The organism is Candidatus Dactylopiibacterium carminicum (assembly GCF_014736495.1).
Lineage (GTDB): Bacteria > Pseudomonadota > Gammaproteobacteria > Burkholderiales > Rhodocyclaceae > Uliginosibacterium > Uliginosibacterium carminicum.
Genome location: NZ_MDUX01000009.1, coordinates 14723 through 28467, shown reverse-complemented (window position 1 = coordinate 28467; position 13745 = coordinate 14723). Strand labels below are relative to the sequence as shown.

The following is a 13745-nucleotide window of genomic DNA, read 5'->3' as shown; positions in this document are numbered from 1 at the left end:
CGGGGTTGGGACAACCCTGCAGGCGGCGCAGTTTCACGCCAGCGCCCGCCCGGCTAACATGCGGACACGCCACCCACGAGGTATCCCCGATGCAGACTCCTCCCAAAGCCGACGTGCGCGGCCTGCTTGGTCGCTTGCCGCTGTTCTCCGCGCTGGCGCCGCACGAACTGGACCGCATCGCCGCGGATACCACCGAACACCGCTTGGCGCGCGGCGAGGTATTGTTCCGCCAACATTCGCCCTGCACCGGCTTTTTCATGGTGGCGCACGGCCAAATCAAGCTGGCGGTGAGCGCCCCGAACGGCAACGAGAAGGTGCTGGAGATCATTCCGCCACACATGAGCTTCGGCGAAGCGATGATGTTCCTCGACCGCCCCTTCCCGGTCACAGCCTCGGCCCTGACCGAATCGCTGGTGCTTGGCGTGCGGCGCGAAGCGGTGCTCTCGGTGCTGGACAATGATCCGCATTTCGCGCGCCGCCTGCTCGCCGGCATGTCCTTGCGCCTGCACTCGCTGGTGCGCGACGTGGAAGGCTATGCGCTGCGTTCTTCCACGCAGCGCCTGATCGGCTTCCTGCTCAGCGCCGGCGGCGCTGCCGATGAAGCACAGGGCTCACTCTCGGTCGACCTGCCCACCAGCAAACAGGTGCTCGCCTCGCGGCTGTCGGTCACTCCCGAAACCTTATCGCGCATCCTGCACGGCCTGGCCGACGCAGGCCTGGTGCAACTGGACGGCAAGACCATCCATATCCCGGACGTGGCTCACCTGCGCGACTTCGAGGCCTGAACAGCTTCCGGGGTCGTGCGGCGGCAACGGCCGGGATGGCGCCCCGCCCCGTCTCGTGCCGCATTTCCCCTGACGGATGACTTTGTGCGAACTGGTTACAATATCGGCTATGTCACTCAGCCGTAACCAGATCCAGGTGATCGCCCTGATCGCCGTTTCCATCCTCGCCAACGTCACCATGGGCGGGGGGCGGGTGACCGCTTCCCTGTTCATGCTCGAACACACCGGCTCGAAGGCCATGGCCGGCATCGCCTACAGCGGCTACAGCCTGCTGCCCGCGCTGCTCTCACTGCTGATGGGGCGCTGGATAGACCGCGTCGGTACACGGCGCGTGATGCATACCGCACAACTGATCATGCTCGGCGGCCTGGTGCTGGCCGCCGCACTTCCCTGGGCGCCGACGGTGCTGATGTCCGCCGTGGTCTGCGGTTTCGGCTTCGCCAGCTTCATGCTCGCAGCCAACGTCGCGGTGAGCCTGATGCCGGTGAAGCACGAGGGTGAGCGGGTCGGCATGCTCGGCTGGCTGGCGATGGGTGGCTCGGTGTCGTCGGTCAGCGCACCGGCCATGAGCGGTTTCGTGCTGGACCACTGGGACTTCTCCGCCGCCTACGGCGTGCTGGCGGTGTGTGTGCTCGCCAGCCTGGTGCTGGCCCGCTTCGTTCCCCTGCCCGGCGGCAACCGCCCGCCGCGCGAGGAAAAGGCCAAGGGCGAAAGCGTGGTGCGCATGGTGTTTTCCGATCCGGGATTGCTGCGCATCTATCTACTGGCCATGGTGGTTTCCATGGCCTACGACGGCTTTGCCTTCATGACGCCGGTGCTGGGCCATGAACGCGGCTTCTCCGCCACCACCATCGGCATGATCCTCTCCGCCTTCGCCATGGGCACCTTCGCCGTACGCGCACTGATGCCCTGGCTGTCCCGCCGCTTCAACGAGTGGCGCATGATGACCATGGCCTTCGGTCTCACCGCCACGGTATTCCTGCTGCTGCCCTTCGCCAGCCATGGCGCGATCCATGCCGTACTGGGCTTCTGCTTCGGGCTGGCGGGCGGCGTGGGGCAACCCAACATCCTCAGCCTGGTCTACCGCGCCATGCCGCCCAGCAAGGCCGGTGAAGGCGAAGGCCTGCGCTCGATGATGGGCAACGCTATAGGGCTGACCGCGCCCTCGGCGTATGGCGCGATAGCGGCACTATTCGGCGCCGTGCCAGTATTCGTGATCATCGGCAGCGTCGCCGGTATCGCCAGCTGGCAGGCCGACCGTGGCTTCCGCCGTGACGCCGCGCTGCGGCAGCGCTCCGAATAGAAAGAAGCCCGCAGGCATTGCCCGGCTTGAGTCGGCTGTGGCTGAATGCTAGTGTTACCGCTACCAATCACGGGTGCAGCATCTTGCCCTCCGACCGCCCCCAGCTTCCTCCCCACGAAGCAGAACACTTCACCTCCGCAGCCTATTTCCGTCTTGCCGGCAGTTTCGCCAGCCCTGACACCGAGCCCTGGCTGCCGCAGATACTTGAGCCACATACTGTGGCGGACCATCTGGTCGGCGCCGGGCATCACGCCAGCGTGCAGGCGGCCGTCAATGCGGCCATCGCCAGCGGCCGGCGCGAACGGCAGACCATCCATGTGCTGCCGGGCGAATACCGGGGCGCGGTCTACATCCCGGCCGGCACGCCGCCACTGAGCATCATCGGCCTCGGGCAGCAGCGCGGAGAGGTTCGCCTGTGCCTGGATCTGGTGGCGACAGTGTCGATCGGCGAGTATCGCGCCCGGGTCAATGCCGATGGCCGCTTCCAGCCGGGAGATCCGGCCTGGGCGATGTACCAGTCTCAGGCGGATCGGCCGGAAGGTGACGCACTGGGCACCTTCGGCACCGCCACGGTATGGAGCCAGGCAACGGATCTGGTGATCGCCAACCTGAGCCTCTGCAACGATTTCCCGCCCGCACCCGAAGCACGCCAGGCCCAGGCCGTAGCCCTGCGCGTCGACGGTGACCGTACCCAGTTGCTGGGGCTGGATCTGGACAGCCTGCACGACACGCTTTTCCTCAATGCGCGCGAACGCATCGTGCGCGTGCTGGCACGTGACTGCCGCATCGCCGGTGACGTGGATTTCCTCTTCGGCGCGGCCAGCGCGGTGTTCGAGCAGTGCGAATTCCTGATGCGTAGCGCGCGCCGCCCGACCGGCATCGTCTTTGCACCCAGCACGCCGGCAAGCCATCCCTGGGGCTTCCTGGCGCAAGACTGCCGTTTCCGCTGCGACGCCGGCGTAACGCCTGACGGAGCCAGCCTCGGCCGGGCCTGGGATGAGGGCGCACGCGAGGGTTACCGCCCCGGCATCACGGCCAACGGTCAGTTGCTGATCCGCGAATCCTTCATCGATGCGCATTTCCGGCGTGAGGCGCCCTGGGCACCAGCGGCCACCAGCGCGCGCCCTTTCCGCGGCTGCGACACACTGGCCCAGGTCGACGCGGATCCGCACTGCAACCGCCTCTGGGAGTACGCCAACCACGGCCCCGGCGCTGCCTGAACGCCCGGGCGCGCGGGTATGATGCGAGCTCCACTTTTGCGGAGACTTCAGCCATGACCCTGCGTTCAGCCGTCCTGCTCGTCGTCCTGCTTTTCGCGGGCCTGTTCGTCGTCCTGAACTGGATCGCCATCATGGCGCCCACCACGCTCTCGCTCGCCGTCGCCACCATCAACGCACCACTGGGCCTGATCATGCTGGGCTTGCTGCTGCTGGTTTCGGCGGCCTTCCTGGTGTTCATCCTCTACCTGCAGACCGGCGTGTTGCTGGAAACCCGCCGCCAGATCCGCGACACCCGTGCGAGCCGCGAGCTGGCCGACCAGGCCGAAGCCTCACGCTTCACCGAACTGCGCAGCTACCTGGCTTCCGAACTCGTGATGCTCGCGCAACGCGATGCCGAGGCACGGGCCGAGCTGCACAAGCGCATCGAGGAAACCGGCAATTCGCTGGCTGCGGCCATCGGCGAGCTGGAGGACCGCATCGAACGCAACGGCCTGCCCGCTCAGCGGACACCATGATCGAGCACGGCAACTTCCTCATCGCCTTCGGCTTAACGCTGTTCGCTGGGCTGTCGACAGCCATCGGCAGCGCCATGGAGCTGCTCTCGCGCAACTTCAATCCGCGCTTTCTGGCCGGCTCGCTGGGCTTCTCCGCCGGCGTGATGATCTACGTCTCCTTCGTCGAGATCCTCGTCAAGGCGCGCGACTCGCTGAGCCTCGCCTTCGGCGACAAGCTCGGCTACAGCTACACCGTGCTGGCCTTCTTCGCGGGCATCGCCCTGATTGCCCTGATCGACAGGCTGATTCCCTCCTACGAGAATCCGCACGAGATCGGCAACATCCCGCGGGCGGACCAGCCTGGTCGCGAGCTGCCGCCGCATGCACAAGGGCGGCTGATGCGCATGGGGCTGTTTTCCGCACTGGCGATCGCCATCCACAACATCCCGGAAGGCATGGTGGTCTCGGTGCCCATCCACTACGCCACCGGCAGCCGGCGCAAGGCCTTCTGGCTGTCGGCCCTGTCCGGACTGGCCGAACCCGTGGGCGCGCTGATCGGCTATCTGGTATTGCGCACCTTGTTCAGCGACGCCACCTTCGGCGTCATCTTCGCTGCCGTGGCCGGCATCATGGTCTACGTCTCGCTCGACGAACTGTTGCCCACGGCCGAGGAATATGGCGAGCACCACATCGCCATCGGCGGCCTGATCGCGGGAATGGCGGTCATGGCGGTCAGCCTGCTGCTGTTCGTCTGACCGTTCCGGCACATGAGTGACAGGCGCATAGCCCATCTCGACATGGACGCGTTCTACGCGTCGGTCGAACTGCTGCGCTATCCGGAGCTGCGCGGCCAGCCCTTGGTGATCGGCGGGCGCAGCGTGCCGGCACCGCAACGCCAGGCGGACGGCAGCCTGCGCTGCGCCCGCCTGCGCGACTATGCCGGCCGTGGCGTGATCACCACCGCCACCTACGAAGCACGCGCGCTCGGGGTGGGCTCCGCGATGGGTCTCATGAAAGCCGCCCAGCTCGCCCCTGATGCCTTGCTGCTGCCTGTCGACTTCGACGCCTACCGGCATTATTCGCGGCTGTTCAAGGCAGCTGTGCGGGAAATCGTTCCCCAGATCGAGGATCGCGGCATCGACGAGATCTACCTCGACCTCAGCACGCACGAAGAAGACAGCGCCAGCCTCGCACGCCGGCTGAAGGACTCCGTTGCGGCGGCCACCGGGCTGCGCTGTTCCATCGCCATCGCGCCCAACAAGTTGCTGGCCAAGATCGGCTCCGACCTCGACAAGCCTGACGGACTGACGCTGCTGGGCATGGACGACCTGCCCACACGCATCTGGCCGCTGCCGGTACGCAAGATCAACGGAATCGGCCCCAAGGCCGACCAGAAGCTCGCCACACTGGGAATCCGCAGCATCGGCGAACTGGCGGCGGCCGACGAACACTGGCTGTGCGGCCATTTCGGCCAGCACTACGGCCGCTGGCTGCATGCCGCCGCGCACGGCCTGGACGAGCACCCGGTGGTCACCCACAGCGAGCCCAAGTCCGTGAGCCGCGAAACCACCTTCGCGCGTGACCTGCATGCCCGCAACGACCGCACCGAACTCGGCCAGCTGTTTACCGCGCTGTGCGAGCGCGTGGCGGCGGACCTGGTGCGCAAGGGGGTGATGGCGTGCACCATCGGCATCAAGCTGCGCTACGCGGATTTCAGCAGCGTGACGCGCGACATCACGCTGGCTGAAGCCACCACGGATGCGCGCATGATCCGGCGCGCCGCAGGCGAATGCCTCAAGCGCGTACCGCTCGAGCAGCGCCTTCGCCTGCTGGGCGTGCGCGCCAGCCACCTGAGCCCACTGGCCGAGCCCATGCAACCGGAACTGGCGCTGGACTGATACGGTCGGCCGACGCAATCGGCCGTATCAGGGCATGTCGGCCTGCGGTGACGCCTGCACGGTGGTCGGCAGCTCCAGCACGAAGACCGTGCCCTCGCCCGGCGTGCTCTGTACGCCAACGCTGCCACCCAGCACCTGCACCACGATGTTGTGCACGATGTGCAAGCCCAGCCCGGTACCTCCACTGCCCAGACGCGTGGTGACGAAGGGGTCGAAGATGCGTGGCAACAACTCGGCGGCAATGCCCACGCCATCGTCGCGAACCTCGATGCACACCCTCCCGGCCTCGGCTGGAAGCGCGCTCACCACCACCAGCCCGCCTTCCCGGCCGGCAAAGGCATGCATGGTGGTATTCACCAGCAGATTCGTGAGCACCTGGCCGAGCGGCCCCGGATAGCTCTCCATGCGGATCTGCGCCGGCACATCGATCTCCAGCACCACACCATGCTTGCGCAGCAGCGGGCGTACCGTGAGAGCGACCTCGGCCACCATTTCGTCGAGCATGAAGGCACGGTGCTGCGAGCTGGCCTGATCCGCCGCCACCTGCTTGAAGCTGCTGACCAGCTCGGCCGCGCGCTGCAGATTGCGCAGTGCGATGTCGGTACCTGTATCCGCCGCGGCGAGGAATTCATTCAGCTCGGAACGGCGCACGCCGCGCGTCACGCATTCGCGGAAAGCAAGCAGCGCATCGCGCAGCGTCGAGGTGGCCATCAAGCTGTTGCCGACCGGCGTGTTCAGCTCGTGCGCCAGGCCGGCCACCATCGCGCCCAGCGCGGCCAGCTTCTCGGCACGAACCAGCTCGTCCTGGGCCTGGTGCAGCCGCAGCAGACTGCCGGAAAGCTCGGCATTGGCGCCCGCCAGCTCCTCCGTGCGCTGCTGCACGCGCAGCTCCAGCCCGGCATTGAGTTCGCGCAATTCGTGCTCGCGGGCGCGGATCGCCTCGTCCATTGCCGCCAACCGGTTCGAAAGCTCGTCAATCTCGGCGATGCCGCTGCGTGGCCAGGGCTGAACCTTGTCGCCGCGCGCCACGGCACCGGCCCGCGCGCTGATCTGGCAAATTGGCCGCGCCATCTGGGTGGCCCACCAGGGGGCGAGCAACAAGGCCAGCCCCAACGAGAACCCCAGCCCGAGGAAGGCGTATTCGAAGGCGGTGCGCGCGCGCGGGTTGCGCCAGCCCCCCGCGCTGCGTGCCACGAAATACCAGTTGAGCAACGATGAGCGCACCACGGCAGCATCGAAATCCTGCTTTTCCAGACTCATATGCCCCACCTGCGGCCCGCCCTGCTGCAGCACGCGCACGAACAGCGGCTGGTTGGCCAGGCTGAACACTCCGACACGCTCGGCATCCTCACTGTCGGCCAGCAGTTCGCCACGCGAATCGGCGATCCACAGTTGCTTGCCGCTCCCGCTGACCTCAGCCCAGCGGGCGATGCCGGCCAGAGCCACCTCGCCGATCAGCACCGCATCGCCGGCCGGCACGCCGATCCCCACGGCCACGCGATTGCTCACCGGCGAGACGTATTTGTCACTCCAACTCAAGCGTGCCTCCCGGCGCAGGCGCAGAAACAACGGAGAGGCGCTCAGATCGTTGCCGACCAGTTCGCGCGCACGCGCCACGCCGAGCGTGCTGGAGACCGCCGCCTGGCCCACACGGCCATCCGCACTGACGAGATACACCGCGGAAAAACCGCCACGTGTCACGGCCTGGCTCAGCACTGCGTCGGGCAGCCCGGCCGGGGATTCGATCAGCATGCGGGCCAGCAGCTCAAGCTGGATGTTCTGCGCGCGCAGTTGCTCCTCGGCACGCATGGCCACTTCATGTGCATCCGCGATGAGTGCCGCCCGGGTATCAGCACTGATCTGGGGCAGGCGCCAGAGCAGCAGCAGCCCCCCCGCCAGCAGAAAGCTGGTGGCCGAAGCCACGCACAGCAGCACGATCAAGGCACCGTGCAGATGCCAGTCAGCGCGTTTCATCACTGCTCCCGCACGAAGTGACCATCACGTACACGCATGAAATAGGCCGCCCGCTGAATGTCGCCATTGACGTCGAAATCCAGCGACTGCTGCAAGCCATGAAACGGCCCCATGCTCAGAAGCGTCTGCTTGAAGGTACTGCCGCGCGGCTGCCGAGCCGCTGCCTGCAAAGCCACCGACATGGCGTCATACGCCATCACGCTCTGGAACGAGGGCTCCCGCCCGAAACGGTCCCGATAGGCATTGACGAATTTCTGGAAGCGCGGGGAACGATCCTCCACGTCGAAGTTCTGCACCAGGTGCAACCCCTCCACGGCGCGCCCGCCCAGTTCGATGAGCTGCTGCGTGCCGGCCCAATCCGCAGCAATCAGCGGACGCCGCGCATCCCGCTTGCGCACCTGCTGCGCCAGACGCGTGGTATCGGCCGCACTGGCGACGAACAGCAAGGCGTCGCTCGGCGTAGCGAGCAGATCGTCCACCAGCGGCGACACGCTGTCGGCCCTTAGATCGAAGAAACGCACCGTATCCAGCCGGCCGCCCAGCGGTTCGAACGCCGTGCGGAACTCCTGCAGCCAGCTCTCCGAATAGGTACGGTTGTCGGCATTCACCGCCACGGCAAGGCGGCGGAAACCCCGGGCGTGGCAATACCGCGCGTAATGGCCAGCGTTGTCACGCGTAGTCCAATTCACGCGGAACAGATAATCGTCGACGCCATACAACGCCAGTGCCGAGGCCGAAGGCGAGATCATCACCACACCGAACTCATCCACCGCCGGCAGCACCGCGGCAGTCATGCTGCTGGTGCCGGGGCCGACCACGAAATCCACACCCGACATCAGCAGGACGCCCAGCGCCTCGCGCGCCGAAGCCGGGTATTCGCCGGTATCGCGCACACGCAGCACCACCTTGCGCGAGCCCAGCAGATTGCTGGCCTGGGCCTCATCCAGCGCGAGTGCAGCGCCATTGCGCGCAGCCTCGCCCAAATCGGCCGAATTGCCCGACAGCTCGGCCAGCAGTCCGACACGCAACGGCGGCTCACGACCGCAGCCAGCCATGAGTGCAAGGCATAGCGCCAGGCCCGGAACGCTCCACGTACGCAACAGTTTCAGCATATCCACCCGCATCCGATCAGTTCCGTCATGCCATGTCCTCGACATACCCCGGCATCTTCCACGCGGCGCGGCATGCGCCCACTCCATTCTATTGCCCCGCCTGTCCTTGCGGGCACGGAGTGATCCCGACAAATGGCTGCTGCATATCTTGAACGCAAACGATGTCAAGAATGGTCGAGCAAGATGCGCATCAACCACCCCGTGACCGGGCAGGAACGCCCGTTCCCCAAAGGCAAGGTGATCATCAGCCGGACAGACGCGCGGGGACACATCACGCACGTCAATGATGCCTTCATCGGAATCTCCGGCTTCACCCGGGAAGAGCTGGTCGGGCAACCGCACAACCTGCTGCGTCACCCGGACGTTCCTCCCGAAGTGTTCCGCGACGTCTGGGCCACGATCCAGGCTGGCCGTCCCTGGACCGGCGTAATCAAGAACCGTTGCAAGAACGGCGACCACTACTGGGTACGCGCCAACCTGACGGGCCTGCCCGATGGCTCGGGCTACATGTCGGTCCGCACGGAGGCCTCACGCAGCGAGATCCAGACCACCGAGGCCTTGTTCGCCCAACTGCATGCCCGCCGGGCACCTCACCTGCTTGGCGGCCGGACATTGCCCACCGGGGGTCTCGGCCGACTGGTCTCGTTCAACCGGCACGTCCGCCTGGCCTGGCGTTTCTGGGCAACCTTCCTGGTATTCGCACTGCTGATGCTGCTGGGCGCGGGCATCGCCCAATACGGACAGCAGGTGCTCGGCACGGAATTGCGCAACCTCATCGAACGCGATCAGATCCGTCTGCAGGCTTATGCCGACATGCACGCGCAGGGGCTGCAAGCCGGGCAGGCGCTGCGCAACGTGATCCTGGACCCGCAGAACTCCACGTCCGCCACCGGGCTGGAGACGGCGGACACGGCGTTCATGGCCGCGCTGACCCGGGCCGGACAACTGACGCAGGACGATGGCGAACGTCAGGCGCTGGAGAAAATTCGCGCACAGCACGAGATTGAACGCCAGTTGCGGGCCGGCATCGTGGCACAGGCACGGGCCGGGGAGCGCGACGCAGCGATTGCCGCCCTGAACCATGACGGCACGCCAGCCTGGCTGGCGCTGGAACAGCTCATCCTGGCGCAGCAGGAAGCCTCGCGCCAGCAATCCGATGCCGCCGCCCTGGAAACGCTGGCGGAAGCCAGGCAACGGCGAACGCTGGGGCTTGTGGCCATCGCCCTGTCGCTGCTGGCCGGCATCGCGATGTTCGCGGCCATGATCAGCTATCTCGCGCGCAACATGGCGAAGACACGCGAGCTATTGCGCGGCATTGCCGAAAGCGGCGATCTTTCCGCACCGCTGCCGATCGGCATGTATGACGAGATCGGTGAGGTACTCACGCAGATCGCGATCATGCGCAACAAACTGCACGAACTAGTGGCGGACCTGGTGGACCGCATCGCCACCATGGGCCCGCAGGCGCGTGCACTGAACGAGACGTCGGGTGAAGGGTCGCTGGCCGCGCGGCGGCAATCGCAGGCCGCCGCCGCGATGGCCTCCGCGATTGAGCAGATGTCGGTTTCGGTCGACCAGATGCGGGATCGTGCCAACGAGTCGAAAGCGCTGTCGGAGCAGACCGATCAACTGGCGAACAGTGGCGGGCGGATCATCCGCCAGACCGCAGAGGAGATCAGCCTGATCTCGAGTGCCGTGCAGCAGGTAGTGGAGGCCGTCACCTCACTGCAAGACCATTCCGCGCACATCAGCAGCATCGTCCAAGTAATTCGCGAGATCGCAGACCAGACCAATCTGCTGGCGTTGAATGCCGCCATCGAAGCCGCACGCGCCGGCGATTCGGGGCGCGGCTTCGCGGTGGTCGCCGACGAAGTGCGCGGGCTCGCCGAACGCACCAGCCGCTCGACCGTGGAAATCACGCAGATGGTGGCGATGATCCAGCAAGGCACGCGCAGCGTGGCCGACAGCATGGATGCCGCGACCTCGCGCGTCACCGAGGGGGTGGATCTGGCCCACCGCGCAGGCGATGCGGTCACCGAGATCCAGGGGGCGGTCGCCGCCTCGGCCGAAGCAGTCGCGGCCATCTTCGACGCCTTGCGCGAACAGGCCAGCACCACGCACGAGATCTCGCGGCGCGTAGAAGAAATCGCCCAGGACTCCGAACAGGGCGCACACGCTGCCAGCCAGACCTCGAACGCGGCAAACATGCTGAGCACGCTTGCCGAGGAGATGCATCAGCTGGCGCAGCGTTTCCGCATCAGCTGACACGGCCTTCCCGGCCATACAGGCTTGTATGTTCTCGACGCGTCCTGTGGCTTCATCAGATAGGACGCCGAGGTGGAGGGACGATACAGGCTATCTGCTTGCTTCAAGATTGAGCGGACAGACAATCTCTAGAAATATCCCCATTTCGTTTGCGTCAGCGTCGATGAGGAATGCAGCGGCGTGCTTAGATGGCATGACCGCCGGTAGATACAAGCTCACGCCTACGTAAACAACCCCTCGATTGTTCATTTCTGATCGATTGGGGGAGAGGTTTGTTCTTCGGGTCCGTTGATTTCGATCTGTATAGCCTCTACGTCTGGGATGTTCCGGACGTGCCATCGAATCATCCGCACACCGGCGCTGGCCAGCGCAGCATCTTTTGTGGCGTCGGCCTTTTTCCGGTCTCGCTTGTTGTGGCTGGAGTCATCCAGTTCGATGGCAGCGATCACGGAACTGTCAGCCGCCAGCACCAGGTAATCCACGCTTTTCTGCGAGATGGCACGGAATTCTCCGATGTCGTCGCTGGTGGATTCGATGATGCGCGACAGCCCGACCTGTGCCCCAGGACTACGCGATTCGGCAGAGCGCGTCGCAACCGGTGGTACAGCTTCTGCTCCACCTCGGTCATTACCCGCTTTGCCCTGTAGGCCGGTTTCTTAGCAGAAGCTGGTCTCGTCGTCGTTCCCCATGGAATCGGCTTCCAAGTCTCAGCCTTCTTCCGTTTCTCTTCTTTCAGGAAGATTACAAGGATGGCCCCAAACACAACCAGCGTGGCCAGCAATTCAACCATGGCATACCCGCTCCGCATGTAGAACTGGCTATGTTAGCAGCGGAGGTCCATCCATGACCTCCTACAAGCCGTCTGCCTTCATGCAAGCGCTACGCCGCCATGAGCAGGCCATCGGCGGTGGCGACGTACGCGGCGCAAGCGAAGCGCGCCAGCGGCGGCGCAGCCGCCGCCGCCCTGCTAACAGGGGGGGAAAGTTTTCAGCATCCGGAAGGTGGCGCAAAGGTCGATTGGCTCACGGTCACCTTCCTTCCTGAACCGGATGAGCATCCCGGCCTGAACTGTCATGACCAGCTTCTGACCTGGCTGGGCGGTTCAGTGTTCGGTGAAGAGTGCGCGGGCATGCTCGGTTATGACCACGGCGTCCGCTACTACATCCCGGTCAATGGCACGCCGATCTTCATCGGTCGTTGCGACTGGGGAGGTGATTTTAAGAAGGGCAGGGCACGCCTTGATCTGTCCGGCACGGGCTGCTCCAAGGTGGCCGACTGGCACGCGGTGAGGCAGTGGGCGGAAAGCCTCATTCAGCCGGTGATCACGCGCGTCGACTTGGCCGTCGATTGTCTCCAGGGCGAGTTCAGCATCGAAGATGCCGTGGCCTGGTATCAGGGCGGCGAGTTCAACGCCGGAGGCCGCAACCCGCGCCACAGCACGCCCGGTGACTGGCTGAACCCTCACTACGGCAGAACACTGGAAATTGGCCGGAGGACCAACGGCAAGATGCTGCGGGCCTACGAGAAAGGCCGCCAGTTGGGCGACCCGGACAGCCCATAAGTTCGCTTCGAGGTCGAGATTCGCAACATCGATCGCGATATCCCGCTCTCGGTTCTGACCGAACGCGACCAGTACTTCACCGGTGCCTACAAGTGCCTTGAGCGAATTCTTGAGGCCGCCGCAGAGCGTATCCGCACCCATCAAGTAGAGGGCGAAATCTCGCTCGGCCAGCTCGTTTATTACCAGCGCCAAAGCTATGGCCAGGCAGTTAATGTCATGCGGCTTAAAGGCATCAGCGCGGATGAAATTCTTGACCAAATTACTCGCCCAGGTGTGCCACGCCGGCTGGAGAAGTCCGCCCTGGCTGAGTTTCCAGAGGGTCGCCGGTTGATCGGCCCACCATCTCCAGAAAGGCAGGTAGCAGCATGAGTGGCTTCAAGCGTAATGACATCATCAAGGGCGCCAACTTCTTTACAGGCGAGATCGACGGCAAGCAGATGGATTCCGGCGCCATCTGGATCGAAGAGCCGCTGGACGAAAGCCGTGGCACCTCTAAAGGCTGGCGCACCGTCGAATACCGCTGCGCTTCCTCGCAGATCGTCAAGAACCTGATGGAGATGCAATTCCCGATTTCGGCCGAGGTGCATTTCGAGCTGGTGACCGGCAAGCGTGACCAGAAGATCACCGTGGTCGAGATTGTTCCGATCAAGCCGGTGCCCGGCCAACCGCATCCGGCACAGAACAAGGCTGCCGCCTGATGCTCTGCCTCTCCGCTGACCTCCAGGCGATTCAAAGCGAGCCCGCGAGCGTTGCGGAGTGTCCCTATGTGGTTTTCACGGGCGCGGAAGCCGTCAGCATGGCCAACAGCCCGTGGAACCTCTCCATCTCTGAAGCAGCACAGATCGGCGGTGTGATCTGGCTGGTTTGGGGCGCGGCGTGGGGGCTTCGCACCCTCGCTAATTTTCTCAACTCTCCAGACAAGGAGCCTGAAGCATGAAGAAGCAAATCCTCGCAGTTGTGGCTGGCGTGTTCTCGCTGGCTCTCACGACCGGTGCACAAGCCGCCATCGATGTGTCCGCAGTGGTTGATGAGATCGACGGCACCTTGACGCCGATCGGTCTCATCGGTGGCGCCGTGCTGCTCGTTGCGGTCGCCATCAAGGCCTACAAGTGGGTTCGCCGCGCGATGTAAAT

General features: G+C 65.0%; 14 protein-coding genes. 11 read left to right on the top strand and 3 right to left on the bottom strand.

Annotated elements, in window-relative coordinates:
• The first annotated feature begins 89 nt into the window (after nt 1-89).
• From BGI27_RS04285 to dinB, 6 genes are all read left to right on the top strand, one after another.
• Complete coding sequence (locus BGI27_RS04285; RefSeq protein ID WP_095523670.1) at nt 90-785, top strand: Crp/Fnr family transcriptional regulator; 696 nt, start codon at nt 90-92, stop codon at nt 783-785.
• A 109-nt stretch (nt 786-894) separates the two neighbouring features.
• Nucleotides 895-2088 (top strand): MFS transporter, encoded by a 1194-nt coding sequence (locus BGI27_RS04280; protein WP_170942952.1) that lies wholly within the window; start codon nt 895-897, stop codon nt 2086-2088.
• Nucleotides 2089-2171: 83 nt separating this feature from the next.
• On the top strand, nt 2172-3308 hold the full coding sequence (locus tag BGI27_RS04275) for a pectinesterase family protein (protein ID WP_095523668.1): 1137 nt from the start codon (nt 2172-2174) through the stop codon (nt 3306-3308).
• A 53-nt stretch (nt 3309-3361) separates the two neighbouring features.
• Nucleotides 3362-3823, top strand: coding sequence for a Signal transduction histidine kinase (locus BGI27_RS04270; protein WP_095523667.1), 462 nt, complete (start codon nt 3362-3364; stop codon nt 3821-3823).
• Nucleotides 3820-4557, top strand: coding sequence for a zinc transporter ZupT (locus BGI27_RS04265; RefSeq protein ID WP_095523666.1), 738 nt, complete (start codon nt 3820-3822; stop codon nt 4555-4557). Before BGI27_RS04270 ends, BGI27_RS04265 begins: the two co-directional genes overlap by 4 nt.
• Before the next feature lie 12 nt (nt 4558-4569).
• Nucleotides 4570-5700: a DNA polymerase IV gene (dinB, locus tag BGI27_RS04260; RefSeq protein ID WP_095523665.1), complete on the top strand. Its 1131-nt coding sequence runs from the start codon at nt 4570-4572 to the stop codon at nt 5698-5700.
• 27 nt (nt 5701-5727) lie between these two features.
• On the opposite strand, the gene BGI27_RS04255 is transcribed toward dinB, so the two are convergent.
• Together BGI27_RS04255 and BGI27_RS04250 are read right to left on the bottom strand one after the other, a co-directional pair.
• Complete coding sequence (locus BGI27_RS04255; protein ID WP_095523664.1) at nt 5728-7674, bottom strand: sensor histidine kinase; 1947 nt, start codon at nt 7672-7674, stop codon at nt 5728-5730.
• On the bottom strand, nt 7674-8786 hold the full coding sequence (locus tag BGI27_RS04250; protein ID WP_170942953.1) for an ABC transporter substrate-binding protein: 1113 nt from the start codon (nt 8784-8786) through the stop codon (nt 7674-7676). Before BGI27_RS04250 ends, BGI27_RS04255 begins: the two co-directional genes overlap by 1 nt.
• 183 nt (nt 8787-8969) lie before the next feature.
• On the opposite strand from BGI27_RS04250, the gene BGI27_RS04245 reads away from it, so the two are divergent.
• On the top strand, nt 8970-11051 hold the full coding sequence (locus BGI27_RS04245) for a methyl-accepting chemotaxis protein (RefSeq protein ID WP_170942954.1): 2082 nt from the start codon (nt 8970-8972) through the stop codon (nt 11049-11051).
• Nucleotides 11052-11296: 245 nt separating this feature from the next.
• On the opposite strand, the gene BGI27_RS04240 is transcribed toward BGI27_RS04245, so the two are convergent.
• Nucleotides 11297-11599, bottom strand: coding sequence for a DUF2726 domain-containing protein (locus BGI27_RS04240; protein ID WP_095523661.1), 303 nt, complete (start codon nt 11597-11599; stop codon nt 11297-11299).
• Nucleotides 11600-11940: 341 nt separating this feature from the next.
• Here BGI27_RS04240 and BGI27_RS04235 point away from each other — a divergent pair, with 341 nt between their 5' ends.
• The 4 genes from BGI27_RS04235 (at nt 11941) to BGI27_RS04220 (ending at nt 13743) form a co-directional block, all read left to right on the top strand.
• Nucleotides 11941-12612, top strand: a complete 672-nt coding sequence (locus BGI27_RS04235) for a replication initiation factor domain-containing protein (RefSeq protein ID WP_095523660.1) — start codon at nt 11941-11943, stop codon at nt 12610-12612.
• 365 nt (nt 12613-12977) lie between these two features.
• Nucleotides 12978-13310 carry a hypothetical protein gene (locus BGI27_RS04230; RefSeq protein ID WP_095523659.1) on the top strand — a complete coding sequence of 111 codons (333 nt, stop codon included), beginning with the start codon at nt 12978-12980 and terminating at the stop codon, nt 13308-13310.
• Nucleotides 13310-13549 carry a hypothetical protein gene (locus BGI27_RS04225; RefSeq protein ID WP_095523658.1) on the top strand — a complete coding sequence of 80 codons (240 nt, stop codon included), beginning with the start codon at nt 13310-13312 and terminating at the stop codon, nt 13547-13549. The genes BGI27_RS04230 and BGI27_RS04225 overlap by 1 nt, the downstream gene beginning before the upstream one ends.
• A complete protein-coding gene (locus BGI27_RS04220; RefSeq protein WP_095523657.1) occupies nt 13546-13743 on the top strand; it encodes a major capsid protein in 198 nt (65 codons plus the stop codon). The genes BGI27_RS04225 and BGI27_RS04220 overlap by 4 nt, the downstream gene beginning before the upstream one ends.
• Nucleotides 13744-13745 lie beyond the last annotated feature (2 nt).